Source organism: Methylomagnum ishizawai (genome assembly GCF_900155475.1).
Lineage (GTDB): Bacteria > Pseudomonadota > Gammaproteobacteria > Methylococcales > Methylococcaceae > Methylomagnum > Methylomagnum ishizawai_A.
The window spans coordinates 189,579-214,460 of sequence record NZ_FXAM01000001.1 but is presented as its reverse complement, the minus strand read 5'-3'; the positions used below and the strand labels follow the sequence as shown (position 1 = coordinate 214,460).

The following is a 24,882-nucleotide window of genomic DNA, read 5'->3' as shown; positions in this document are numbered from 1 at the left end:
GGGTGGTTCGGGGGAAGGGGCGGGGCTATTATAACCGGCTATTCCGCAAGGCGTTCTGCGTCCTGGCGGGGTTTGTTCCGCCCTTTTTCAGCTATTCCGAGCCATGTCCACACTACCCAGCAAAGCCTTAGAAACCTTCGACAATCCCCAGCCGGGCCGCGATTACACCATCCGCATCGATGTGCCCGAATTCACCTGCCTGTGCCCTAAGACCGGCCAGCCGGATTTTGCCACCCTCCTGCTCGAATACGTGCCGGACCGGTTGTGCGTGGAACTGAAGTCCTTGAAGCTCTACGCCTGGTCGTTCCGCGACGAGGGCGCGTTCCATGAGGCCGTGACCAACCGCATTTTGGATGATTTGGTGGCGGCGACCCGGCCCCGCTTCATGCGTTTGACCGCGAAGTTCAATGTGCGAGGCGGGATTTATACGACGGTGGTGGCGGAGCATCGCGATCCTGAATGGGTCGCGCCTGCGGTGGTTGCGTTGCCGTAGGGGGTTTTGATTCGGAAGGGAAAGGCGGAATAGCCGGGGAATGGCTGTTCCGCTTTTTTTGTTAATTTCGGGGGAAAATATGGACTCAGTTGCATGTTCACAATGCTTTAACGATCAAGGACTGCGTCTCGATGCTGAAATGCTAGGTAACTTAGAAGATCAAACTTGCCCAAATTGTGGAAGCACGAAAGGGAAAAAATTATCAAAAGAATTAGTTTATGCTCTAGCATATCGGTTTTTTGTTTGGGGTTCATTTTCGAGAACAAAATATGGTGGCGCACCTATTCTTGAATTTAACCAGCACCAGAAGACTGATATAACCTTTTCTTCATGGCTTGAGCCTGATGTGAAATTGTTTGAAAGAATTCTAGGGGTTGGTTTTTTTCACTATGGTCCTCGTCTTTGGATGTTTGGTGAAATTAAGCCTCTTAAAGCGCTTGGAGTTGAATCCGCACGTAACAGAATTATTAAGCGTATTATTAGCGAGTATCCATCACGCCAAATTGAGCCTTCACAGACTTTTTATCGAATTCGCAAAGGCCCGGAGTTTCCTGAGATGCCTGATGAATATGATAGCCCACCTAAAAAATTCTTGGGTACAGGTCGTCTTGATTCAGACACCTTGCCAGTTATGTATGTATCACCCGATCTTGAAGTTTGCATTCATGAGTGCCGTGTTGCCGCAGCCGATGAGTTATATGTTGCGACATTAATGCCGGCGCGTTCACTTAAAGTTCTTGATCTTTCTGTTGTGCTTACCGAGGAGCCAAGAGTTACTGAGTTCGAAAGTCTGGATATAGCTGTACATATGTTGTTTATGGCGGGCAAACACTCCTATGATATCACACGGGCTATTGCTTTATCAGCATTTGAGGCGGGATTTGATGGGCTTATATATCCGTCCTATTTCAGTTTGCTCAGATTGGGAATAATGCCTCTTCGCACATCATATGGAATATCCCATAGACGCATTGCTGAACTTCAAACGCAAGAAGAAGAATTTTCAGTCCCAAACTTAGCGCTATTCGGTCGTCCCATTGAATCTGGAGATTTAAAATTAAAGTGCATTAATAAGCTTGTATTAAGCAGGGTTGTATATGACTTCCATTTTGGGCCGGTCAGTTTTTAAAGGAAAAATAGTTTGTAGGATATGGGGAGCTTGCGAACCGCATCCATCACGAAAGATGCGGTTCCTACCCTCACCGCAGCCTACGAACTACGAATTGGGTATCCCGCCAAAATAAAGGCGGAATAACCGGTTTCCCGGCCATTCCGCTTGGATCGTTCCTGAGTGGATCGACTGCTTCTCGCTTACATCACATCGTCTCCAATATCGCCCCTTTCACCGCGTCCAGGGTGGCCTGGATTTTGGCGGGTTTCACATCGCATTGGCCGATGGCGGTGTCCGGGTCTTTCAGGCCCACGCCGGTCAGGGTGCAGACCACCACGCTGCCTTCGGGAATTTTGCCCGACTGGATATCGTGCAACGCGCCCGCCACCGAGGTGGCCGAGGCCGGTTCGCAGAAGATGCCTTCCTTTTCCGACAGCAGCTTTTGGGTGGCGAGGATTTCCGCGTCGGTGAACGGGGCGAACCAGCCCCCGGATTCCTTCTGCGCGTTCCACGCCCCGTCCCAGGATTGCGGGATGCCGATGCGGATGGCGGTGGCGACGGTTTCCGGGTGTTCGACGAAAGCGCCGGCCACGAAGGGCGCGGCCCCGGCGGCCTGGTAGCCGCACATGACCGGGCGGCGGTCGGTGACGGCGGCGTGGCTGGCGGTGCCCAGGGCGTATTCGGTGTAGCCCTTCCAGTAGGCGGTGATGTTGCCGGCGTTGCCGACCGGCAGGCAGTGGTAATCCGGGGCGCGGCCCAGCGCGTCCACGATCTCGAAGGCGGCGGTCTTCTGGCCCTCGATGCGGAACGGGTTGATGGAATTGACGATGGTGACGGGGGCGTGGTCGGCGATTTCCTTCACCAATCTCATGCCGTCGTCGAAATTGCCCTGGATTTGCAGCACCTTGGCCCCGTGGATCATGGCCTGGGCCAGTTTGCCGAGGGCGATCTTGCCATCGGGGATCAGCACGAAGCAGGCGATACCGGCCCTGGCTGCGTAGGCGGCGGCGGCGGCGGAAGTGTTGCCGGTCGAGGCGCAGATGATGGCGCGGCTGCCGCTTGCCACGGCCTGGGTCACGGCCATGGTCATGCCGCGGTCCTTGAACGAGCCGGTGGGGTTCAGCCCCTCGAATTTCACATACAGTTCGACCTCCTTGCCGATCAAGCGGGGGAGGTTCACCAATTGGATCAGCGGGGTATTGCCTTCGCACAGGCTGACGGGGCGGGTCTCGGGGCCGATGGGCAGGCGGTCGCGGTAATGTTCGATGAGTCCGGTGTAGCGTTTGGAGGTGGTCATGGCGTTCGGGGGGGATGGGGGGCGCGGCGGCCCTGGAAAAAGCCGCCATCTTACCGTACTCGCGGGGGTTTGCGGCCCCCGCCAAATCCCGCGCCCGGTACCCGTCTTCCCACTTCACAGCCCGGTCATCACCCCCATCTGGATGGGGCGGTAATCGTAGGTGCTGCCTTCCGGTTTCTCCACCGCGTAATAGAAAGAGTCGGTGGTCGGGCTGACATTCCAGGCCCAGGCCACGGCCCGGCCATCGGCCACGTCCTCGTAGATCACGATGCTGCCATAGCCGATGCCATCGTCGTTGACCACCGCCCCATTATTGGCGGTCTGGGTCTGGTAGCGCGAATCCGGGTAGGGATTGCTGGCATAGCCGCCATGCACGCTCTTGGTGGAATCGTAGACCTTTACCCGGTATTTGTTGACCGCCGCCACGCCCGGAATCGGATGGGGCGGGGCGATATTTTCCTGCCATTTCACCACTTCGGCCACCGTCATGGCATGGCCGGTATCGCCGCTGGTGGTGTAGATCGAGGACAGGATATCCCCGGCCTGGAGATCGCCCACCGTGGACCGCTTCACCAAGGCCAACCCGGAGATCGGGTCGGAAACCTGGTTCTTGATGGCGTTGTACCACTCGTCGGCATAGGGCGAATTGGAGCCGGTCAGGGCGATCAGCGCGGCATCGGTGACGGCGGCATAGGTGTTCTTGAACAGGAGGGCGGTGAAGGAACCGCAACGGGTGGTGGCGTGCAGGACGTTGGCGTTGTCGTAGGCAAGCTGGGCCGGGCTGCCGTAGACATTGTGATTGGGCGCGACCTGGCCGACATAGAGCGCGGCCTTTTGCACATGGGCGGGCGTGGTGGCGTCGGCCTGGGCGATGGAAGCGGCGAAGACCTGGGTGATCAAGGCGGTGGCGCAAAGCAGTTGGGTTTTCATCGTTGTTCTCTACTGGGCTGAAAGAGGTTGTTGTTTGGCTTGGTGGAGATAGTTTGCCTACATCCCAAAACCGCCTCAGTTAGCGATTACCGCCTGCGCCCGTGAAAATTCACCCCCTGCCCATCCCACGGGATCACTGCCTAAACCGCGATTCTGCCCGGATATGCGGGGGGCCGCGTAATCCAGCCCATCGAAGTAGAGGCGGGTTTAATTGAGGGCTTTCTATGGGTTCCGAGGGGGTTTGCTAAGCGGCCTGGATGCGGAATCCACATATTAATCAATCGCTTATCCGGCGAAGCACCGTTTCGGCTTGGGTGGTGGCGAATTCCGCCGCCGTGGGTTCCCGAGCCCTGTGCTGCGATATCACCGCCGTTTTGATGTTTTGGGCACCCGCCGCAGATGCGCCCCGCCATCGCCACGCTTTTTTGTAAAAAATTCAACAAATAAGTAGCATACGCACATGAATCTATCCTGGCTCCTTCTCATCACCAGTCTACCGACCCAGCACGCGGCGGGCCGGATGCGGGTCTGGCGGGCGCTCAAAGCCCTGGGCTGCGGCGTCCTGCGCGATGGCGTCTACCTGCTGCCGAACCGGCCCGGTTTCCACGACTTGCTGGCGGCCCAGGCCGAAGCAGTCAAGGCGGGCGGCGGCAATGCCTATCTCCTGGCGCTGGACCCGGCGGACACGGCGGGACAGGACGGCTTCGAAGCGCTGTTCGACCGCACCGAGGATTACGCCCAATTGAGCGGGGCCATCCGCCAAGCCATGCCGGAGACCGGACCGGACGACCTCGCGGGCTTCCGGCGGCAGGTCCAACGGCACCGCAAGGAATTCGAGGCGCTGGCGGCGGTGGATTTTTTTCCGGGACCGGCGCGGGATCAAGCCGCCGCCCGCTTGGAAGAGTTGGAACTGGCCCTGGACCGGCGACTCCACCCGGACGAGCCCCGCAACCTTCCCGGCCCCGGCCAAACCCAAGCGCTACGCCGCGAGGATTACCAAGGCAGAACCTGGGCGACCCGCCGCCGCCTTTGGATCGACCGCCTCGCCAGCGCTTGGCTGATCCGCCGCCATATCGATCCCGCAGCGCGTTTCCTGTGGTTGGCCGAACCCGGTGATTGTCCCGCCGACGCCCTGGGCTTCGATTTCGACGGCGCGGCTTTCACCCATACCGGTCCCAAGGTCAGCTTCGAGGTACTGCTGACCAGCTTCGGCCTGGACGCGGACCCGGCGTTGCGGCATTTGGCTGGGCTGGTGCATTACCTGGATGTCGGCGGGATTCCGCTGCCGGAAGCCGCCGGGCTGTCCTTATTGATCCAGGGCTTGGGCCAACGCTGGGTCGGGGATGACGATGCCTTTTTGGCTGCGGCGGAAACGCTGTTCGACGCGCTCTACCACGCCTATTCAGGAACCGACCCATGACCGATCCCCACCCGGCGCGGACGCGCCCCGCCCCCGTCGGCTTCGGCCAAGCCTTCCGTTATTGGCTGAAGCTGGGCTTCATCAGTTTCGGCGGACCCGCCGGGCAGATCGCCATCCTGCATCAGGATTTGGTGGAACGGCGGCGCTGGATTTCCGAGCGGCGCTATCTGCACGCCCTGAACTACTGCATGCTGTTGCCGGGGCCGGAAGCCCAGCAATTGGCGACCTATATCGGTTGGCTGATGCACGGCACTTGGGGCGGCATCGCGGCGGGCGGCTTGTTCGTGCTGCCGGCCACCTTCATCCTGATGATCCTGGGCTGGATTTACCTGGAATTCGGGCAGGTGCCCGCCGTGGCCGGGGTTTTATACGGCATCAAGCCCGCCGTCACCGCCATCGTGTTGTGCGCGGCCTACCGTATCGGCACGCGGGCGCTCAAGAACGCCGCGTTGTGGGCCATCGCGGCCTTGGCCTTCCTCGCGGTTTTCGCCCTGGATGCGCCATTTCCCCTGATCGTGGCGGCGGCGGCGCTGGCGGGGGCGGTGGGTGGCAAACTCGCGCCGGGGCGGTTCGCCTTGGGGGGCGGGCATGGCGCGGCCAAGCAGGGTTACGGCCCGGCCTTGATCGACGACGATATGCCGCCACCGGAACACGCCCGGTTTGGCTGGAGGCGGCTGGCGTGGACGGTGGGCGTGGCGCTGCTGCTCTGGGCGGGGGGGATCGGGCTGTTATGCGGGCAATTCGGCTGGCAGGGCACGCCCACCCAACTGGGCTGGTTCTTCACCAAGGCGGCGCTCCTGACCTTCGGCGGGGCTTACGCGGTGCTGCCCTATGTGTTCCAGGGCGCGGTGGAGCATTACCACTGGCTGACCCCGGCCCAGATGATCGACGGGCTGGCCCTGGGGGAAACCACGCCGGGGCCGCTCATCATGGTGGTGACTTTCGTCGGCTTCGTGGCGGGTTGGGGACAGGCCTGGCTTGGGCCGGAGCATCCGGGGTTGGCGGGAGTGATGGCGGCGTTGGTCGTGACCTATTTTACTTTTTTGCCCAGTTTTCTGTTCATCCTGGCCGGCGGTCCCCTGGTCGAATCCACCCACGGTAATTTGAAATACACCGCACCGCTCACCGCTATCACCGCCTCGGTGGTGGGTGTGATTTTGAATCTGGCCTGGTTTTTCGCCTACCACGTCTTTTGGCCGCAAGGCTTCGGCGGGGGCTTCGATGCGATGTCGGCGGTGATCGGCGGATGTGCTTTGCTGGCTTTGCTGCGCTGCAAGGTCGCGGTCATCCCGGTGATCCTGGCCTGTGGCGGGGCGGGTTTGTTGCTTACTTTCGCCCAGACCTGGCTGGCCTAGCGCGTTTTCATTCGCCGGGGTGCGCCCATCCCAAAACACCCGGCGGAATCCGGCCCACGCGCCGCCTGGGCTGATAAACTGGCGACCTCTCGTCCACAACGGGCCGCCCGCGTGAAGGAATGCCAATTTATCGCCGATAGACGCGCCGACTGGGAAGCCTGGGACCGTTGGCTCGAAGCCCGGCGCGGCGGTGTCCAGGCCCAGGCGGCCTTGCCGGTCGCGGCCCTGCCCCGGAAATTCCGGGCGCTGTGCCAGGATTTGTCGCTGGCCCGCGACCGCCGCTATTCCGAACCCTTGCTCGACGAACTGCAAAGCCGGGTGCTGGCGGCGCACCAACGCATCTACGGTGCCCACCGTCCCCAGGAACGCCACGCCACCCGCTTCGTCCTCCGCGAACTGCCGCGGTTGGTGCGGCGCGAGGCCAGGCTGGCCGCGCTCTCCGCCCTGTTGTTCTTCCTGCCGCTGCTCGCCACCCTCATCGCCCTGCAAACCTACCCGGACGGCGTGTATTTCCTGCTGTCGCCGGAAACCGTGGGCCGGATCGAGGAAATGTATTCGCCCACCGCCCTGGTTCCCGGCCGGCCCCGCGACGCCACCGACGATGTGATGATGCTGGGCCATTACCTCGCCAACAACGTGCAGATCGATATCCAATGCTTCGCGGCGGGGATCGTGTTCGGGCTGGGGAGCGTGTTCTTCCTGGTCTATAACGGGCTGGTGATCGGGGCCGTGGCCGGGCATCTCACCCAATTGGGCTTCATCCAGACTTTTTGGGGTTTCGTGGCCGGACATAGCGCCCCGGAATTGACCGGCGTGGTGTTGTCGGGGATGGCGGGTTTGAAGCTCGGTGCCGCTTTGATCGCGCCGGGCCGTTGGAGCCGGGCCGAGGCGCTCAAACGCGCCGCCCGGCCCGCCGTGCATTTGTTGTATGGCGCGGCGGGGCTCACTTTCGGGGCCGCGTTCATCGAAGCCTTCTGGTCGCCGCTGAAAGCGGTCCCGGTCGCGGTGAAATACGGCGTCGGCGTCGGGTTCTGGCTGGTGTTGCTGGCTTATTTCACCCTGTTGGGTCGGGAACGCCATGGACCTTGAGCGCCTCGAATTGGAACTCCGCCACCGCACGCCCTGGGAAGCGATGGACTTGGGCCTGCCTTGGTTGCGGCGCTGGTGCGGTCCGGTCTACCGGGCGTGGTTCGCCACCTTTATCCCGTTCAATCTGCTGCTGTTCCTGGCGCTGTGGCGCTGGCCGCTGGTCGCCGCCATGATCGCGTGGTGGTGCAAACCGCTGTTCGACCGGGTTTTGCTCAAGGTTTATGCCGAGGCGGTGTTCGGCCAGCCGCCCGGTTTGGGCACGGTTTGGCGGGCCTTGCCGGACTTGTGCCGGAGGACCGGCCTCGTGGCGGCGTTGACCTGGGGCCGCGGCGATATGGCGCGTTCCTTCCATCTGCCGGTCCACCAACTGGAACGCCAGCGCGGCAAGGCCGCCCAGGCGCGGCGCAAGGTCTTGGGTTACAAAGCCCGTGGCTGCGCGTTCTGGCTGACCTTCCTCTGCTCGAATTTCTCGGCCTGCTTGCAAATCTCCATCATCCTGCTGCTGGAGCTGCTCTGGCCCAGCGAAGCCCCGGCGGTGTTCGATTGGCAAGCCCTGTTCCATGGCGACAGCGGCCTGTGGGAATCGCTGCTGTCGCATCTGGCCTGGGTATTCGGGGAAAGCCTGGTCGAGCCGTTCTATGTCGCCGCCGGGTTCGTGCTTTATCTCAACCGCCGCAACGACCTGGAAGGCTGGGATATTGAATTGGGTTTCCGCCAACTGAGCCGGCGCGTGGCGGCGGAACGGCGCGGCCCAGGACTGGGCCGGGCGGCGGGGCTGGCGGGATGGGGCTTGGCGGGGCTGCTGTTGGCGCAATATCCACCGGACGGCCACGCGGCGGAACCCACCGCCGCCAGCGGACCGGAAGTTCCGCCCAGCCCCGCCAAACAAGCCATCCAGGCCGTGCTGGCGGACCCGGTGTTCGGCCACAAGGTCGAGGATTGGGAATGGCGCAAGCGCGACCCGGACGGCGTGGCACCCGCCCGGCGGAAGACCGCGGATTTTTCCTGGCTCCACACTATCTTGGGATGGATCGCCGAGGGCATCCGCTTGTCCGGCTATGTGGCGGCGGCGGTGTTGGCGGGTGGGTTCGGCGTGCTGCTGTACCGTTATCGGGGGATGTGGCCGGGCCGTGCGCCCAAGACGCGGATCGTGCCGTCCACGCTGTTCGGGCTGGATGTGCGCCCGGATGCCTTGCCCGAGGATATCGCCCTGGCCGCCGGGCGCTTGCTCGATGCCGGGTCGGTCCTACCGGCCTTGTCCTTGCTCTACCGGGGCGCTTTGGTGGCGCTGATCCATGGGCATGGGGTGGATTTCCTGCCCGGCGACACCGAGGGTGAGTGCCGGACGCGGGTGCGGGGCCGGATCGACCACGAGGCCGAAGCCTATTTCGCCGGATTGCTGGAAACCTGGACCCTCGTCGCCTACGCCCACGCCACGCCGCCGCCGGAACGGCTACGGGCCTTGTGTGCCGACTGGCCGCACCATTTCGGGAGGATCGCGACATGAGCCGGGGCTGGTTCTGGGCGGTGTTCGGGTTGTTGGCCTTGACCGTCCTGGGCGCGGCGTGGTTCGTCGAACAGTACGAGCGGGTGCCGACCATCCGCTGGGAAGGTCCAGGCAAAGAGGCGGTACGCGATCCCTATCTGGCCTTGGAACGCTATCTGGAACGCATGGGCCGTCCCTTGCAAAGAGTGGGCGATGCCTTGAGCCTGGACGCCTTGCCGCCGGGCGGGGCGCTATTGCTGGACCGGGCGCGGCGTATCCATCTCAATCCCCGGCGGGCCGATCAAGTGCTGGATTGGGTGGCGCGGGGCGGCTATTTGGTCGTGGCGGCGGAAACGCCCTCGGTGGACGATCCCATCCTCAAACGTCTGGGCGTGGTTTGGCGGCGTCCGCCCGAACCCAACGAACCCCCCACCGCCGAACCCCCCGCCGAAGCCGGGCAATGTCCCGCCTCGCCCGGACCCGAAGCCGCCACACCGGATACCCTGGCGGTCCGCTGGCCCGGCGGCGAACGGCCCTTGGCCCTTGATATCGAGGATTGGGCCGGGGAACCCGGCCTTTGGCCCGGCACGCCCGCGCCGGTCTGGCAAGCGGAACCCGTGCCAGGGCAATCGGGTGCCATCCTGCTGCACTATGCCCATGGGCAAGGCCAGATCACGGTGCTGACGGATTTCACCTTCTTCAACAACTGGCGGATCGGCGATGACGACCACGCCGAATTGCTGTGGGCCTTGCTACGGCAATACGCCCCGGCGGGTCCGGTGCGGCTGGCGGCGCGGCTGCAAGTGCCGACGCTGTGGGAATGGCTGGTGGATTCGGCTTGGATGGTGTTGGTGAGCGGGGGGTTATGGATCGCGGCTTGGCTGTGGGCCATCGTGCCGAGATTCGGGGGCGTGGTGCCGGTGGTGGACCCGGAGCGGCGGGATTTGGGGGGACATCTCGCCGCCGTGGGCCGGGCGGTGTGGCGGGAAGGAGGCTTGGGGCATTGGGTGGACGTGCTACGGCAGGAAGTCAAGGAAGCCCTCCTCCGGCGGCACCCGCAGCTCGCGGCCTTGCCCAAGGCCGGACGGATCGAAGCTTTGGCCCGCATCGGCGGGCTGCCGCCGGACCGGGTCGCCGAGCTTTTGGAACCCGAAGCGGTGGATGTTCCTGGGAACTACACCCGTTTGGCCCAAACGGCGCAACGCTTGGTACACAGACTGTGAGGACGGGGTTTCCAGCCCGGTGGGTTCATAAAATCGACGCCAGCACCACCAAGCCCACCATCAAGGCCAGGGTCGTGGTCGCCGCGCTTTCCAGGTCTCCCGACCGTGGCATGGACTGCCGCTGGTTCATGCGCCGCAGCAAAAATCTCAAATCGGCCATCCCGCACCTCGCTTTGTTGAATTGTCCAAGTCTGTGTACCGTAGCAACCGCTAACTTAATCGAGGCTTAACCTGGAGGCTATCAGTAGGCTTACGCAGAGGAGAGCCAGGAAGTGGGCAAGGATTCCCCTGCGTTAGGTTCTAAACCGCTGCTTCCACTGTCACCTACGGAGGACCGCTATGAGTACCAACCCCTGGGGCCAAAGCCCCCCGCCCCCGCCTTCGTTCCCGCAACTCCCCACCCTTCCGCTCGGACCCATCCTCGCCGCCCTCGCGATCCTGACCGGCCTGTGGAGCGCTTATTACACCGTGCCCGCCGAATCCGAGGGCGTTTTACTGCGCTTCGGTAAATACATCGACAAAGTGCCGCCGGGCCTGCATTTCAAGCTACCGTTCGGTATCGACGAGGTGTTCAGAGTACCGACCCAGCGCCAGCTCAAGATGGAATTCGGCTTCGCCAGCCTGGGGCGCACCAATCCCGACCAAACCGGCGAATTTCCCGAACAGGAAAAATCCATGGTGACGGGCGATCTTAATTCGGCCCTGGTCGAATGGGTGGTGCAATACCGCATCACCGAACCCGAAACCTATCTGTTCGAGGTACGGAACCCTGGGCAGACCCTGCGCGATTTGTCGGAATCGGTGATGCGCGAAATCATCGGCGACCGTACCGTCGATGAAATCATCACCATCGGCCGCCAGGAGATCGAGGAAACCGCCCTGCTCCGCATGGGCGAACTGGCGAAGCGTTATCACCTGGGGCTGTCGGTCAACCAAGTCCAGCTCAAGAACGTCGATCCGCCCAAGCCGGTGCAGCCTTCGTTCAACGAGGTCAACCGGGCGCAGCAAGACCGCGAGAACGCCATCAACCTCGCCAACGGCGATTACAACAAGGCCGTGCCCCGCGCCAGGGGCGAGGCCGACCAGAAAATCCGCGCCGCCGAGGGCTACCGCTTCAAGCGCATCAACGAGGCCGAGGGCGACGCCGCCGCCTTCGGGGCGGTGTTGGAACAATACGTCAAAGCCCCCGCCGTAACCCGCGCCCGCATCTATCTGGAAACCCTGGGCGAAGTCTTGCCCCTGGCCCACCAGCAAATCATCGTGGACGACAGCGTGCGCGAAATCCTGCCCTTGTTGCCCGCGAACTCATCCATCGTCCCGGAGCCACGGCCATGATGCCTTTGAAACAAGCCTTGGTTTATACCGCTGTGGCGCTGGTCCTGTTGCTGGGCTATCTCTCGATCTTCACGGTGGAACAAACCGAGCAGGCGATCCTCACCCAGTTCGGAAGGCCGGTGCGCGACCCCATCACCGAACCCGGCCTGCATTTCAAACTGCCGCTGGTGCAGCAAGTGACCCGCATCGACAAGCGCTATCTGGCCTGGGATGGGCCGATGGTGGAAATGTCCACCAAGGACAAGACCTATGTGCAGGTCGATACCTTCGCCCGTTGGCGTATCACCGACCCGATGCGCTATTTCCTGCGGCTCCGCGACGAGCGCAGCGCCCAATCGCGCTTGGAGGATATTTTGGGCAGCGAAACCCGCACCGCCATCGCCAAGCATGAATTGATCGAGGTGGTCCGCACCGACAAGGACCGCCAACCGCTCCGGGATGAAAGCGTGGCTGCGGCGCTGGCCGAGGTCGGGGGCATCGGGGCGTTGCGGCCCATCCATGTCGGGCGCTTGCAAATCGAAAAGGGCATCTTCGACGCCGCCGCGCCCAAACTAGCGGAATTCGGCATCGAACTACTGGATATCCGGCTCAAGCGCATCAATTACAACCCGCAGGTGTTGGACCGGATTTACCAGCGCATGATCAGCGAGCGGCTGCAAATCGCCCAGCGCTTCCGCTCGGAAGGCGAGGGCGAGGCCGCCCGCATCTCGGGCCGCAAGGAACGCGATATCAACGAGATCGAATCCACCGCCTACAAGCGGGTGCAGGAAATCCGCGGCGAGGCTGACGGCAAGGCCACCGAAATCTACGCCCGCGCCTATACCCAAAGACCGGAAGCGGCGGAGTTCTACCAATTCCTCAAGAGCATGGAGACCTACCGCAAGGTGATCGGCGGCGGTTCGACCCTGGTGCTGTCCACCGACAGCGAGTTGTTCGGTTGGCTCAAACGGGGGGTGGCCCAGGGCAAACCCTGAGCGCCCCGTCCCGGCCATCCCCGTGTAAACTGTGGGCTTATTCCCCCGCGAGTCCAGCCATGCACGAACTCTCCCTGGCCCAGAGCCTGATCGAACTGATGGAAGACGAAGCCCGGCGCGGCGGTTTCACCCGTGTCCGCAAAGCCTGGCTGGAAATCGGCGCGTTGGCCGGGGTGGAGGAAACCGCCCTGCGCTTCGGTTTCGAGGCGGCAGCGCTTGCGACCTGCGCCGAGGGGGCGGAACTGGAAATCCTGACCCCGCCGGGCGAGGCTTGGTGCTTCGATTGCGGGCGTACCGTCGTCCTCCAGGCTTTGCCGGACGGCTGCCCGCATTGCGCGGGCCACCGCCTGCAAGTGACCGGGGGCACCCAATTCAAGCTGAAAGAACTGGAGGTTATTTAGACCATGTGTACCGTCTGCGGCTGCGGCGAGCCGGATCAATCCGCCCACGACCATGGACATTCCCATAGCCATGACCACGCCCATCCCCACGACCACGGCGACGATCACTCCCATCACCACGCCGGGGCAGGCCACCATCATTACGGCCAAGGCCCGGCGGGCGTGACCCTGGCCGGTTTCAGCCAGGACCGCATCGTCCGCATCGAGCGCGATGTGCTGGGCAAGAACGATGGCTATGCCCGCAAGAACCGGGCTTGGTTCGAGCAACACGGCATCCTGGCCTTGAACCTGGTGTCCGGCCCCGGTTCCGGCAAAACCACGTTGTTGGAACGCACGCTCGGGGATTTGCGCGATGAGATGGCCCTGGCGGTGATCGAAGGCGACCAACAGACCACCAACGACGCCGAACGCATCCGCGCCACCGGGGTGAAAGCCTTGCAGATCAACACCGGCAAGGGTTGCCATCTCGACGCCCATCAGGTCGGGCACGCCCTGGACGAACTGGCCCCCGCCGACCACAGCCTGCTGTTCATCGAGAACGTGGGCAATCTGGTGTGCCCGGCGCTGTTCGACCTGGGCGAGGCGGGCAAGGTGGTGATGCTATCGGTAACCGAAGGCGAGGATAAGCCGATCAAATACCCGGATATGTTTCACCGGGCGGCGCTGATCGTCCTGAACAAGATCGACCTGTTGCCCTATGTGAAGTTCGACGTAGAGCGCTGTCTGGACTATGTGCGGCAGGTGAACCGGGAAGCGCCGATCCTCAGGGTGTCGGCGACCACGGGCGAGGGTATGGAACACTGGTACGGCTGGATCAAGGACCAGCGGCGGGCCTTGCTCGAAGCCCGCGCCGCCCAGTTGGAAAGCGCCTTGTCGGCTTTGCGCGCCCAGTTGTGATGGAAACCGGGGCGGCGGTTCCCGCGCCGCCCCGTCCCAATCAGCCCAGTTCCCGCCGCGCCAGTTCCACCCATTCCCGGTTCAGCCGGTAGCTGTGTTGGCTGCCGCCCTTGGCGTCCTTGACCACCGCCTCGAACAAGGCGCGGGCTTCGTCGGTCCGGCCCGTTTGCTTCAGTAGCTTGCCATAGCGGCATTTGACTTCCGCCGACGGGGCTTTCGCCAATAGGGCGGCGTACTCCTCCAGGGCGGGTTCCGTGGCACCGACTTCCTCCAACACCCTGGCATACAGCAGCCGCGCCTCGGCGTTGTCGTAGCCGGGGTTGGCTTCCCGTAATTGCTCCAGGATTTCCCGCGCCCGCCCGAAGCGCCCGGCCCCGCACAAGGCCCGGCCCAGCCCCAGCAACAATTCGGGGTCGTCGCGGTACAGGCCGGTCAACGCGGCTTCGTACAAGGGGATGGCCGCGTCGAACTGGCCGCGCTTCAGGTATTCCTGGGCCAGGGCCACGCGGTTGCCCACGGTGTCGGAGCGTTCCAGGGCTTCCTGGAGTTGGCGCAATTCCTTGCCGGGGTCCAGGGCTTTGCGTAGCACCTTGCCGCCTTGCTGGGCGGCGCGGCTCTGGCTGGCTTCTGGGATCAGCACCATCACGATATAGAGTAAACAGCCGATCAAGGGCACGAATACAATCAAAAAAACCCAGAACAAAGGATAGCCGCGCTTCATGGCGTGGACGGCGAAACCGATCTGGATCGCTAACATCAGGATTCCGGTGATTTCCATGGGGATTCTTGGGGTTTTAACGATGGGATTATTGCGATGCGCCGCCGTGGGGGAATTCCCCCGCGACCGGGCCGGACGGATACCCGCGACGCCGATGTAGACAAAAAGGCCGTCCGGCTTATCCCTGTCACCTCGGCCCGGGCGGTCCGGGAGGCTGTCACGGTGGACAGGGTTTTTTAGTATTTTCCACGAGTTGGTTGAGGGACACACGTAATTTATAATCATCCGTTCCTCCCGCAATCCACGACCATCACCGCTTTTTACGACAGGACGCACCGTGAGCAATAACTACTTCTTCACCTCTGAATCCGTTTCCGAAGGCCACCCGGACAAGGTCTCCGACCAAATCTCCGACGCCATCCTCGACGCCATCCTGGACCAGGACAAACATTCCCGCGTCGCCGCCGAAACCCTGTGCAATACCGGCCTCGTGGTCCTGGCGGGCGAAATCACCACCGGCGCCAATGTCGATTACATCAAGGTCGCCCGCGACGTGCTCAAGGACATCGGCTACGACAACACCGACTACGGTATCGACTACAAGGGCTGCGCCGTGTTGGTGGCCTATGATAAGCAATCCCCCGATATTGCCCAGGGCGTCAACAAGGCTTACGACGACGATCTAGGCCAGGGCGCGGGCGACCAGGGCTTGATGTTCGGCTACGCCTGCGACGAAACCCCGACCCTGATGCCGCTGCCGATCTACCTCGCCCACCGTTTGGTGGAACGCCAAGCCTATCTGCGCCATAGCGGCGTGCTGCCCTGGCTGCGTCCCGACGCCAAGAGCCAAGTCACCGTGCGCTATGTGGACGGCAAGCCCGACGCCATCGACACCATCGTCCTGTCCACCCAGCACGCCCCGGAAATGTCCGACGGCGACCGCATGAAGAAGGAAGCCATCGAGGCCGTGATCGAGGACATCATCAAGCCGGTGCTGCCCGAAGACATGCTCAAGGGCAATATCAACTATCTGGTCAACCCCACCGGCCGCTTCGTGGTCGGCGGTCCGCAGGGCGATTGCGGCCTGACCGGGCGCAAGATCATCGTGGACACCTATGGCGGTTCGGCCCCGCACGGCGGCGGCGCGTTCTCCGGCAAAGACCCGTCCAAGGTGGACCGTTCCGCCGCCTATGCGGGCCGTTACGTGGCCAAGAATATCGTCGCCGCCGGGCTGGCTTCCCGTTGCCAAATCCAGGTGTCCTACGCCATCGGCGTCGCCAAGCCGACCAGCGTGATGGTGGAAACCTACGGCACCGGCAAAATCTCCGACGAACGCATCACCGAACTGGTGCTGGAACATTTCGATCTGCGCCCGAAGGGCATCGTCAACATGCTCGACCTGCTGCGTCCCATCTACCGCAAAACCGCCTCCTACGGCCATTTTGGCCGCGAAGAGCCGGAATTCACCTGGGAACGGACCGACAAAGCGGCTCTTTTGCGGGAAGCCGCCGGACTCTAAGCCATGGGCGCGGTGCGGCAGGTTCTACTGAGCGAAGCGGAATATCTGGCTTTGGAAGCACAAAGCCGGGTGCGCCATGAATATGTCGATGGCCAAGTCTACGCCATGGCGGGCGGTAGCCAACGGCATAACCGTATCGCCCTCAATGTGGCGTCCAGCCTGTTGTCGGCCTTGCGCGGCAAACCCTACCGGGTATTCATGAGCGATGTGAAGCTGAAGATCGCCCGCGACAATGCCTATTACTACCCGGATGTGATGGTCGCCTGCGGCGCGGCGGAACGTATCGCCGGCGACGAAAACAGCCTGGACGATCCCGTCCTGGTGGTGGAAGTGCTATCGCCCAGCACCGAAACCACCGACCGCCGGGAAAAACTCGCCGCCTACCGGCGCTTGCCGACGGTGCAGGAATACGTCCTGGTCAATCAGGATAGCCAGCAGGTGGAAATCTACCGGCGCGAAGGCGATATCGGCTGGGTTTATCTGAGTTATGAGGCTGGCGAAACCGTGGAACTCAAATCGGTCGGGCTGGATATGCCCATCGCCGCTTGGTACGAAGGTACCGACATCGTAACCGGGCAGCCCCCTGTTAGCGGTGATAATCCGGGTGAATCGCCATGGCAATAACGCTCCCACTATCCCGTGAATCCGCGTCCCGAACTGAAGCATTGAACTAAGATTACCTTTCCCCGAGGAGCGCTGCGACGGCCAGAAGCCGCCAGGCTCGGGGCGATGGCCTCAACCCAACGGCGCTCGATTACACCCACCTCGCCCCGCGGTGTATCGAGCTACGCTACGTGCCCGCGGACGCAAGGTGGATTGCAACCTCTCTGGAGAAGCAAGACACCATGAACGCTGCTGTCCAATCCGAAACCTTCACCGACTACGTCGTCGCCGACCTCGCCCTGGCCGATTGGGGCCGCAAGGAAATCAAAATCGCCGAGACCGAAATGCCGGGACTCATGGCGATCCGCGAGGAATTCGCCGCCGCCCAACCCCTCAAGGGCGCGCGCATCACCGGCTCCCTGCACATGACCATCCAGACGGCGGTGCTGATCGAAACCCTCACCGCCCTGGGCGCGGCAGTGCGCTGGGCTTCCTGCAACATCTTCTCGACCCAGGACCACGCCGCCGCCGCCATCGCCGCGCAGGGCGTCCCGGTGTTCGCGGTCAAGGGCGAATCGCTGGAAGAATACTGGGATTACACCCACCGCATCTTCGAATGGGCCGATGGCGGCTATTCCAACATGATCTTGGACGATGGCGGCGACGCCACCTTGCTGCTGCACCTGGGCGCGAAGGCCGAGGCCGACGCTGCCGTGCTGGCGAATCCGGGTTCCGAGGAAGAGCGGGTGTTGTTCGCCGCCATCAAGGCCAAGCTGGCGACCGATCCGGCTTGGTATTCCGTGCGTTTGGCCGCCGTGAAGGGCGTGACCGAGGAAACCACCACCGGCGTCCACCGCCTCTATCAGATGCATGCCAAGGGCGATCTGAAATTCCCCGGCATCAACGTCAACGATTCCGTCACCAAATCCAAATTCGACAACCTCTACGGCTGTCGCGAATCCCTGGTGGACGGGATCAAACGCGCCACCGACGTGATGGTGGCCGGCAAGGTCGCCTTGGTCTGCGGTTATGGCGATGTGGGCAAGGGTTCCGCCCAGGCGCTGCGCGCCCTGTCCGCCCAGGTATGGGTGACGGAAATCGACCCGATCTGCGCCCTGCAAGCGGCGATGGAAGGCTACCGCGTGGTGACCATGGACTACGCCGCCGACAAGGCCGATATCTTCGTCACCTGCACCGGCAATTACCACGTCATCACCCATGACCACATGGTGAAGATGAAGGACCAGGCCATCGTCTGCAACATCGGCCATTTCGACAACGAGATCGAAGTCGCCGCCATCGAAAAATACCAGTGGGAAGAAATCAAGCCGCAGGTGGACCATGTCATCTTCCCCGATGGCAAGCGCATCATCCTGCTGGCCAAGGGCCGCTTGGTGAACCTGGGCTGCGCGACCGGCCATCCGTCCTACGTGATGTCCTCCAGCTTCGCCAACCAGACCATCGCCCAGATCGAACTGTGGACCGAGCGCGATTCCGGCAAATATCCCATCGGCGTCTATACCCTCCCGAAGCACCTCGACGAGAAGGTCGCCCGCTTGCAGCTCAAGAAGCTCAACGCGCAACTGACCGAACTGACCGCGGAGCAGGCGGCTTATATCGGCGTGCCGGTGGAAGGCCCGTACAAGGCCGAGCATTACCGTTATTGATCCTGCCCTGACCGGCGGCGCGGGGATTTTCCCCGCGCCATCCAAGGATGGAATCCAAAGCTCCGCGACCCGCCGCCTAGGAAAACCATGGAATACTGCCAATTCAAGGATATTATTGTCCAGCCCTTTTCCCGGCTGTTGGGCGGGAAACCCACGCCCTTCAAAGGTGGTCCGGTTTTCCCGGACGATGCCCCGGCCTATGTGCGGCATTATCGCAATAAGAAAATCATGGACGAGGTCGATACCCTTATCGACGCCCCGGATTCCCTGCCGGTGATCGCGGGGTCTTATGTCTACGCCGGGCCGTTGATTAGGCATTTCGGCCATTTCATGGCGGAATGCTGCCATAGGCTGTGGGCGTTCCACCGGCTCCGGCCCGAGGTCGATGGCATCGTCTACGGCGTCAGGCCCGGCCAATCCGACCCATTGCGGGATTATCCAGGCTTCATAGCCGAGGCTTTGGCCCATTTCGGGATAGCCCCGGAACAGGTGAAACTGGTCAATCAACCCACCCGGTTCCAAAACTTGATCGTTCCGCAGCAAGCCGCCGCGCTGTGGCGGAGTCCCGCCAAGGAATATTTGGACTTCCTGGCCCGACTCGATCCGCAAGCGCTGGAAGCCGATGATATCCCGGAAAAAATCTACGTGGGCCGGGCGCACCTTATCAAAAATGGCTGCCTGTGCGGGGAGGATTATCTGGAGCAGCTTCTGGGCGCAGAGGGTTATTTCATCCTGCGACCGGAAAATTATCCGCTGGTCCGGCAATGGCAGTATTACGCCAACGCCAAAAAATTGATCTTCACCGAAGGCAGCGCCATCCACGGCCTCGAACTATTACCCCGTTTACAAGCCGAGGTTTTCGTGATCAACCGGCGGCCCCAAAGCATCCTGGCGGAACGGGTGTTAGGGCCGAGATGCGCTAAACTCCAGGTCTTCGATGGGATTGCCGTGGTCGGCATCGTCCAGGATACCCGGCAGGAACCCGCCAACGCCCTCTCCAGGATCGAGAATATCGAGGGTTTATTGGACGCCCTCCGGGACCATGGTTTCGCCGGTTTATCCGGTTTCGATCCCGAGGAATTCCTGGCCAGGGAAGCCTTATATTTGAACCAGATCGCAACCCGGCTTTGATCCGGTCCCATTCCGGCATTATCGAGACAACGCCCCCTTAATCAGCGAGGCCACCCCATACCATGCGCTCCCAACAACAATATTCCCAAGTCTACAGCCTGGAATTCTTCCCGCCCAAAACCCCGGAGGCGGAAACCAGCTTGAATAACACCCTGGCCAAACTCGCCCCGCTCCGGCCCAAGTTCTGCTCGGTCACTTTCGGCGCGGCGGGCTCGACCCGCGAGAAGACCTTCGAGACCGTGGTGAACCTGCAAACCGCCTATGGTCTGGAAGCCGCCCCGCATCTCTCCTGCGTGGCCTCGACCCGCGACAATATGCGCGAGGTGCTGCACGCTTATCAGAGCCAGGGTATCCGCCATATCGTGGCCCTGCGCGGCGATATGCCTTCGGGGATGATGTCGGCGGGGGAATTCCGCTATGCCAACGAACTGGTGACGTTCATCCGCGAGGAAACCGGCGACCATTTCCATATCGAGGTCGCGGCCTACCCGGAAATGCACCCGCAAGCCCAGGGCATCGAAGCCGATCTTAAAAACTTCAAGCGCAAGGTGGACGCCGGGGCCAATAGCGCCATCACCCAATATTTCTTCAATCCCGAAGCCTATTTCCGCTTCATCGACGATTGCGAAAAGCTGGGCCTCGATCTCCCCATCACCCCCGGCATCATGCCGATCACCAATTACACCCAGATCGCGCGCTTCTCCGAGATGTGCGGGGCCGATATTCCGCGCTGGGTCAGGAAGCGCCTGGAAGCCCTGGGCGACGACCGCGCCGCCATCCGCGCCTTCGGCCTGGAGGTGGTGAGCGATTTGTGCCGCCGTTTGTTGGAGCAGGGCGCGCCGGGACTGCACTTTTATACCCTGAACCAAGCCGAGGCGGTGCTGGGGATTTGGAAGAACTTGGGGTTGGAGTCGGCCTAGCCGGGTGCTACTTTAGGCCCACGCGCCGGCTTCATGGAGTCCGGCGCGGCCCGTCCGGTGCGACCGCTTACAAAGGAGGTAACGGTGATGAGCTTGTTCGATTTTGTCCGCGATATCGGGAATGCCTTGTTCCATTCCGACGAGGAAGCCGCCGGGAAAATCAAAGCCTATATCGAGGCCGACAATCCCGGCATCGACAATCTGGAAGTCCTTTACCAGAAAGGTTTCGTGACCTTGCGCGGCACCAGCCGCAGTTGGGACGCGGTGGAAAAAGCCATCCTCATGGCCGGGAATGTCAAGGGCGTGGGGAAGGCCATCAGCGAAATCCAGGTGGTCGATGCCCCGACCCCACCGCCCGCCGAACTCCAATCGGCGGGCGGTGGGGCGGCGACCCCGGTGGACTATTATGTGATCCAGCAGGGCGATACCCTCTCGGCCCTGGCCCGGCGCTTTTACGGGGACGGCGGCCAATATATGAAATTGTTCGACGCCAACCGGGAAGTCATCAAACACCCGGACAGCATTTTCGTCGGGCAGAAAATCAGGATTCCCCAGCCCTGATCCCATGGGAACCGGACGGGCCGCCGGGAAACCCGCCCGGTTCCTTCACCCAATCCAGAATCGACCATGCGTATACTGATCGTTTATTTCACCCGCGAAGGCCAGACCGGACGCATCGCCGAACGGATCGCGGCCCGCTTGGCCGGGGCGGGCCACCACGTGGAGTGCCGTCCAGACGACGGCGACCCCGCCGCCTACGAGGCCGTGATCGTCGGGGCGTCCATCCACTACGGGCATCACTCTTTGGCCGCGCACCTGTGGGGTTTCCGCCACCGCCAGGCGCTGGCGGCCCGGCCCGCCGCCTTCTTCTCGGTTAGCCTCACGGGGGGCGGACCTGGTGCCCGGCCCTTGGTGGCCCGGAAATATCTGGAGGCCTATCTTTCCCGCACCCGCTGGCGTCCGCCGCTGACCGCCATTTTCGGCGGGGCTTTGCCTTATAGCCGCTATACGCCGTTCACGCGGGGCTTGGTGCGCTTGTTCGTCAGGATGGCGGGGGGAGATACCGATGCCTCGCGCGATTACGACTATACCGATTGGGAAGCGGTGGACGGATTCGCCGAGGATTTCCTGGCACGGGTCGCCGCCCCGGAATCCGGGGCTACGGCCCGATAGTGGGCGTCCAGCCGTTCCGCCCATAGGCGCACGATGACGGTGAATTCGCGCACTCCGTCCAGCTTGAGGGCGCGGCCCGGCCCGCCGGTAGCTTAGTCATTGCTCGTAGTCCCGGACCGATGCGGGGACGTTGCGTCCGACCACCACGGCGGGACCGGAACGGCCTCAATGATGCGCGGGTTTCTGCGCCGGGGCGGCGGTGCCGGTGGCGGCGGTATTCTCGATCACCTTGCGGTCGTCGATCTGCAACAAGCTGATGCCCTGGTCCATGACATAGCGGCATTCGGCCCGTTTGGCGGAACCGATGTTCTCCCAGATCAAGGTGACATGGGACATGTGGTCGCCATCGGTTTGGGAGGGCGTGTAAGGCTCGCTGCCGGTTTCGGCTTTCACCGCCTCGCCGCATTTCTTCAGGGCCAGGGTGGCCAGCATATTCGAGGTTTGCAGGAACGCGCCCTGCATTTTCTCCTGCGGCGTCTCGCGGGTGGTGCCGACCAGGATGAAGCCCACGATCATCAGCACGGCGAACGCCAAACCCGCCTTCACGGCTTGCGATTCCATAAAAATCCCTCGCTTTTTGTAATGGTTGCAAAGGCCCGACTATAGCAAAAACGGCCTATTGCCGTCTTACATCCAATCCTTGGCCTTCTTGCGCACCTGCTCGTAGAAGCCGTCCATCGCCTCGACGAAGGACAATTCCTTATCCCAGAACGGCGGGTAATCCCCGCCCTTGCGGATCAGGATGCCGGATAAAGCGGCGGGCGGCGGCGATTCCACCCCCTGCGGCAAGCGCTTGGCCCCGCGCCAGAAATCCCTGGGCGACACCGTGGCGGGCAAGGCGATAGGCTCCGGGCGGTGGAAGAATGTGCGGGCGGGTTCGGGTTCGCCCAGGTTCTCGGTCAGCGCCGCCGCCAGGGCCGAACCCAAGGGCGTGGCCTTGAGCCGCAGCGCCAAATCGGCGCGGGACAAGCCGCGTAGTTCGAACAGCAGGAAAGGATCGTGGTCCAGCTTGGCCGCCAGGGCGTAATACAGCGCGGCGACATGCTTGCAGGGCTTTCCGGGGTCGGGGCAGGAACACGCGGTGGCGACATCCTTGCGGCCCTGGGGCAGGAGCGACAGCCCGAGTTGGGCCAGGGGCCGCTCGATCTCGTCCGGCATCTCGTTGAACAACAACCGGCAGACGAACCCGGCTTTGCCGCCGATCTGGCCGATGGCCTCGTCCCAGGCCGTGTCGGGGATGGGCGTGAATTCGACCAGGGTCCGATACACCGGCTCTTCATAGACGCCATAGTACGGGCTGGCCTGCCCTTTCACTTGCGCCTCGACCCGGCTGCCACGGATGCCCCATTCGACGATGCGCTGGGCGGCGGCATACTGCCGGCCCCGCGCCAAGCGCCCGCTTTCGGTGAAGGTTTCCAAGCCTTCGAGGAAACGGCGGCCCCACCAGGTCTTGCCTTGCTTGATCGCCATGGCTTAGCGGCCCCAGCGCAAGGCTGGGGTGTGTACCGGCGCGTCCCAATGGGCGCGGATTTCGTCGTCCAGCAAGCACAGCGTGAGCGAAGCCCCGGCCATGTCCAGCGAGGTCACGTAATTGCCGACCAGGGAGCGTTCCACCGCCACTCCCCGTTCCGCCAGCCACCGCGCCGCCGCGTGGTAGAGCAAATACAGTTCCATCAAGGGCGTGCCGCCGAAGCCATTCACCAACAGCAAGGCCCGGCTATCCGGCTGCGGTTTCAGGTCTTCGAGGAGGGCGGCGAGCAAATCGCCGACGAGGGCATCCGCCGGGCGCAGCGCTTCGCGGCGGCGTCCCGGTTCGCCGTGGATGCCGACGCCCATTTCCAGTTCGTCCGGGCCGATGTCGAAGGTGGGGCGGCCCGCCGCCGGTACGGTGCAACTGCTCAGGGCCACGCCCATGGAGGCGGTACGGCGGTTGACCTTCTCGCCCAGGGCTTGGCAGGCCGCCAAATCGGCCCCGGTTTCGGCGAGGCTCCCGACCACTTTCTCCACGATCAAGGTGCCGGCCACGCCGCGGCGTCCGGTGGTGTAGGTGGAATCCTCGACCGCCACGTCGTCGCTGGTCAACACGGTGGCGTGGTCGAAGGGCAGCAGTTCCGCCGCCATCTCGAAATTCATCACGTCCCCGGCGTAGTTCTTGACGATGAACAACACGCCCCGGCCCGCTTCGACCGCTTCGGCGGCGGCGAGCATCTGGTCCGGGGTCGGCGAGGTGAACACATGGCCGGGACAGGCCGCGTCCAGCATCCCATAACCCACGAAACCGCCGTGCAAAGGCTCGTGGCCGGAGCCGCCGCCCGAGAGGATCGCGACCTTGTTTTGGGCTTTTTGCGCCCGGCACAGGTAATGCGGATCGAGTTGGAGCCGGACCAGATCGGCATGGGCCGCCGCGAAACCGGACAGGCTCTCGACCAAAACGTCGTCCACCGCGTTGATAAATTTCTTCATGGGCTGGGGTTCCTGATGGAGGGGATGGGATTTCAAGTCGAGGCCAAATCGCACACGGTGCAGATCATGACTTGGCTGGTCTTGGCCCCCGGATCGATATGGCCGATGGCGCGTTCGCCCAGGAAGGCGGCGCGGCCCTTGCTGGCGATCATGTCGCGGGTGGATTCCATGCCTTGCTCGGCTTCGCGCTTGAGTTCGGCGCACAGCGTGGCGGGTTCGGTGCCCGCCTCTGCCAGCCGGGTGAAGCAGCGCGACACCGGAATCAGCACGTCCAGTAGGGTCTTCTCGCCGACATCGGCCTTGCCCCGGCTCTGGATGGCCGCGACCCCGGCGGCGAAAGCGGCGGCGATCTGCGGCCAGCCGTCCGCGCCCCGCTCTTGCATTGTTTTCGCCATCGCCAGGAAAAAGCTGGCGATCAACGGCCCGGACGCGCCGCCGATGCTGGATAAGAGCTTCATGCCGATCTTGTGCAAAGCGGCGTCCGGCGCGAGCGTGGCCAATTCGTCGCGCAGCGCGACCACGGCCGCCGCCCCGCGCTTCATATTGATGAAATGGTCGCCATCGCCGATGGCGCGGTCCAGCGCTTCGATATCGGCTTCGTGAGCCAGGAGGGCGGCTTGGATGGCTTCGGCGGCGCGGAGGATGGATTCGGTGTTCATGGGCTTACCCGTGCTGAT

26 protein-coding genes and 1 riboswitch are annotated in these 24,882 nt (G+C 62.7%); of the genes, 18 read left to right on the top strand and 8 right to left on the bottom strand.

The features are described from left to right. Nucleotides 1-103: 103 nt before the first annotated feature. Nucleotides 104-493, top strand: coding sequence for a preQ(1) synthase (gene queF, locus B9N93_RS00925; protein ID WP_085210039.1), 390 nt, complete (start codon nucleotides 104-106; stop codon nucleotides 491-493). Between the two features lie 40 nt (nucleotides 494-533). After that, the gene (locus B9N93_RS00920; RefSeq protein WP_217807247.1) at nucleotides 534-1,622 is read left to right on the top strand and encodes an RES family NAD+ phosphorylase; all 1,089 of its coding nucleotides are present in this window, start codon (nucleotides 534-536) and stop codon (nucleotides 1,620-1,622) included. A 187-nt stretch (nucleotides 1,623-1,809) separates the two neighbouring features. Here the strand turns inward: B9N93_RS00920 and thrC are convergent, their stop codons facing one another. Further along, entirely contained in the window at nucleotides 1,810-2,901 is a 1,092-nt protein-coding gene (gene thrC, locus B9N93_RS00915) for a threonine synthase (protein ID WP_085210037.1), read from the bottom strand. A gap of 114 nt (nucleotides 2,902-3,015) precedes the next feature. Further along, nucleotides 3,016-3,831: a hypothetical protein gene (locus tag B9N93_RS00910; protein WP_085210035.1), complete on the bottom strand. Its 816-nt coding sequence runs from the start codon at nucleotides 3,829-3,831 to the stop codon at nucleotides 3,016-3,018. 460 nt (nucleotides 3,832-4,291) lie between these two features. On the opposite strand from B9N93_RS00910, the gene B9N93_RS00905 reads away from it, so the two are divergent. From B9N93_RS00905 to B9N93_RS00885, 5 genes are all read left to right on the top strand, one after another. Then, nucleotides 4,292-5,251 (top strand): chromate resistance protein ChrB domain-containing protein, encoded by a 960-nt coding sequence (locus B9N93_RS00905; RefSeq protein WP_085210033.1) that lies wholly within the window; start codon nucleotides 4,292-4,294, stop codon nucleotides 5,249-5,251. After that, complete coding sequence (chrA, locus tag B9N93_RS00900; protein ID WP_085210031.1) at nucleotides 5,248-6,606, top strand: chromate efflux transporter; 1,359 nt, start codon at nucleotides 5,248-5,250, stop codon at nucleotides 6,604-6,606. The genes B9N93_RS00905 and chrA overlap by 4 nt, the downstream gene beginning before the upstream one ends. 111 nt (nucleotides 6,607-6,717) lie before the next feature. Next, on the top strand, nucleotides 6,718-7,695 hold the full coding sequence (locus B9N93_RS00895; RefSeq protein ID WP_176225080.1) for a stage II sporulation protein M: 978 nt from the start codon (nucleotides 6,718-6,720) through the stop codon (nucleotides 7,693-7,695). Continuing rightward, the gene (locus B9N93_RS00890; RefSeq protein ID WP_085210027.1) at nucleotides 7,685-9,202 is read left to right on the top strand and encodes a DUF4129 domain-containing protein; all 1,518 of its coding nucleotides are present in this window, start codon (nucleotides 7,685-7,687) and stop codon (nucleotides 9,200-9,202) included. Before B9N93_RS00895 ends, B9N93_RS00890 begins: the two co-directional genes overlap by 11 nt. Next, on the top strand, nucleotides 9,199-10,404 hold the full coding sequence (locus tag B9N93_RS00885; protein WP_085210025.1) for a DUF4350 domain-containing protein: 1,206 nt from the start codon (nucleotides 9,199-9,201) through the stop codon (nucleotides 10,402-10,404). The genes B9N93_RS00890 and B9N93_RS00885 overlap by 4 nt, the downstream gene beginning before the upstream one ends. Before the next feature lie 25 nt (nucleotides 10,405-10,429). Here B9N93_RS00885 and B9N93_RS26140 read toward each other — a convergent pair whose 3' ends face one another. Then, nucleotides 10,430-10,564: a hypothetical protein gene (locus B9N93_RS26140; RefSeq protein ID WP_254899313.1), complete on the bottom strand. Its 135-nt coding sequence runs from the start codon at nucleotides 10,562-10,564 to the stop codon at nucleotides 10,430-10,432. A gap of 179 nt (nucleotides 10,565-10,743) precedes the next feature. Between B9N93_RS26140 and hflK the strand changes: the two genes are divergently transcribed. Genes hflK through hypB form a run of 4 tightly spaced genes read left to right on the top strand, consistent with a single transcriptional unit; the run spans nucleotide 10,744 to nucleotide 14,011 of the window. Next, complete coding sequence (gene hflK, locus B9N93_RS00880; RefSeq protein ID WP_085210023.1) at nucleotides 10,744-11,739, top strand: FtsH protease activity modulator HflK; 996 nt, start codon at nucleotides 10,744-10,746, stop codon at nucleotides 11,737-11,739. Next, complete coding sequence (hflC, locus tag B9N93_RS00875) at nucleotides 11,736-12,713, top strand: protease modulator HflC (RefSeq protein ID WP_254899312.1); 978 nt, start codon at nucleotides 11,736-11,738, stop codon at nucleotides 12,711-12,713. Before hflK ends, hflC begins: the two co-directional genes overlap by 4 nt. A 59-nt stretch (nucleotides 12,714-12,772) precedes the next feature. After that, nucleotides 12,773-13,114 carry a hydrogenase maturation nickel metallochaperone HypA gene (gene hypA, locus B9N93_RS00870; RefSeq protein ID WP_085210021.1) on the top strand — a complete coding sequence of 114 codons (342 nt, stop codon included), beginning with the start codon at nucleotides 12,773-12,775 and terminating at the stop codon, nucleotides 13,112-13,114. Between the two features lie 3 nt (nucleotides 13,115-13,117). After that, complete coding sequence (hypB, locus tag B9N93_RS00865; RefSeq protein ID WP_085210019.1) at nucleotides 13,118-14,011, top strand: hydrogenase nickel incorporation protein HypB; 894 nt, start codon at nucleotides 13,118-13,120, stop codon at nucleotides 14,009-14,011. A 40-nt stretch (nucleotides 14,012-14,051) separates the two neighbouring features. On the opposite strand, the gene B9N93_RS00860 is transcribed toward hypB, so the two are convergent. Further along, nucleotides 14,052-14,789 carry a tetratricopeptide repeat protein gene (locus tag B9N93_RS00860; protein WP_217807246.1) on the bottom strand — a complete coding sequence of 246 codons (738 nt, stop codon included), beginning with the start codon at nucleotides 14,787-14,789 and terminating at the stop codon, nucleotides 14,052-14,054. 277 nt (nucleotides 14,790-15,066) lie between these two features. Here B9N93_RS00860 and metK point away from each other — a divergent pair, with 277 nt between their 5' ends. The 7 genes from metK to B9N93_RS00825 all read left to right on the top strand — a co-directional run bounded on the left by metK (nucleotide 15,067) and on the right by B9N93_RS00825 (nucleotide 21,742). Then, nucleotides 15,067-16,248, top strand: coding sequence for a methionine adenosyltransferase (metK, locus tag B9N93_RS00855; RefSeq protein ID WP_085210015.1), 1,182 nt, complete (start codon nucleotides 15,067-15,069; stop codon nucleotides 16,246-16,248). A 3-nt stretch (nucleotides 16,249-16,251) separates the two neighbouring features. Further along, a complete protein-coding gene (locus B9N93_RS00850) occupies nucleotides 16,252-16,872 on the top strand; it encodes a Uma2 family endonuclease (RefSeq protein ID WP_085210013.1) in 621 nt (206 codons plus the stop codon). Nucleotides 16,873-16,930: 58 nt separating this feature from the next. Next, a riboswitch (S-adenosyl-L-homocysteine riboswitch) is annotated at nucleotides 16,931-17,007 on the top strand. 86 nt (nucleotides 17,008-17,093) lie between these two features. Then, the gene (gene ahcY / locus B9N93_RS00845; protein WP_085210011.1) at nucleotides 17,094-18,518 is read left to right on the top strand and encodes an adenosylhomocysteinase; all 1,425 of its coding nucleotides are present in this window, start codon (nucleotides 17,094-17,096) and stop codon (nucleotides 18,516-18,518) included. 87 nt (nucleotides 18,519-18,605) lie between these two features. Further along, nucleotides 18,606-19,649, top strand: coding sequence for a glycosyltransferase 61 family protein (locus B9N93_RS00840; protein ID WP_085210009.1), 1,044 nt, complete (start codon nucleotides 18,606-18,608; stop codon nucleotides 19,647-19,649). A 62-nt stretch (nucleotides 19,650-19,711) separates the two neighbouring features. Further along, nucleotides 19,712-20,569: a methylenetetrahydrofolate reductase [NAD(P)H] gene (gene metF, locus B9N93_RS00835; protein WP_085210006.1), complete on the top strand. Its 858-nt coding sequence runs from the start codon at nucleotides 19,712-19,714 to the stop codon at nucleotides 20,567-20,569. An 87-nt stretch (nucleotides 20,570-20,656) separates the two neighbouring features. After that, entirely contained in the window at nucleotides 20,657-21,130 is a 474-nt protein-coding gene (locus B9N93_RS00830; protein WP_085210004.1) for a BON domain-containing protein, read from the top strand. Nucleotides 21,131-21,196: 66 nt separating this feature from the next. After that, nucleotides 21,197-21,742: a flavodoxin domain-containing protein gene (locus tag B9N93_RS00825; protein ID WP_085210002.1), complete on the top strand. Its 546-nt coding sequence runs from the start codon at nucleotides 21,197-21,199 to the stop codon at nucleotides 21,740-21,742. Nucleotides 21,743-21,907: 165 nt separating this feature from the next. Here B9N93_RS00825 and B9N93_RS00820 read toward each other — a convergent pair whose 3' ends face one another. The 4 genes from B9N93_RS00820 to dhaL form a co-directional block, all read right to left on the bottom strand. Then, nucleotides 21,908-22,303: a hypothetical protein gene (locus B9N93_RS00820; protein ID WP_085210000.1), complete on the bottom strand. Its 396-nt coding sequence runs from the start codon at nucleotides 22,301-22,303 to the stop codon at nucleotides 21,908-21,910. Nucleotides 22,304-22,369: 66 nt separating this feature from the next. Further along, nucleotides 22,370-23,212: an SWIM zinc finger family protein gene (locus tag B9N93_RS00815; protein WP_085209998.1), complete on the bottom strand. Its 843-nt coding sequence runs from the start codon at nucleotides 23,210-23,212 to the stop codon at nucleotides 22,370-22,372. 3 nt (nucleotides 23,213-23,215) lie between these two features. After that, nucleotides 23,216-24,205, bottom strand: a complete 990-nt coding sequence (dhaK, locus tag B9N93_RS00810; RefSeq protein WP_085216128.1) for a dihydroxyacetone kinase subunit DhaK — start codon at nucleotides 24,203-24,205, stop codon at nucleotides 23,216-23,218. 32 nt (nucleotides 24,206-24,237) lie between these two features. After that, complete coding sequence (gene dhaL, locus B9N93_RS00805) at nucleotides 24,238-24,864, bottom strand: dihydroxyacetone kinase subunit DhaL (RefSeq protein WP_085209996.1); 627 nt, start codon at nucleotides 24,862-24,864, stop codon at nucleotides 24,238-24,240. Nucleotides 24,865-24,882 lie beyond the last annotated feature (18 nt).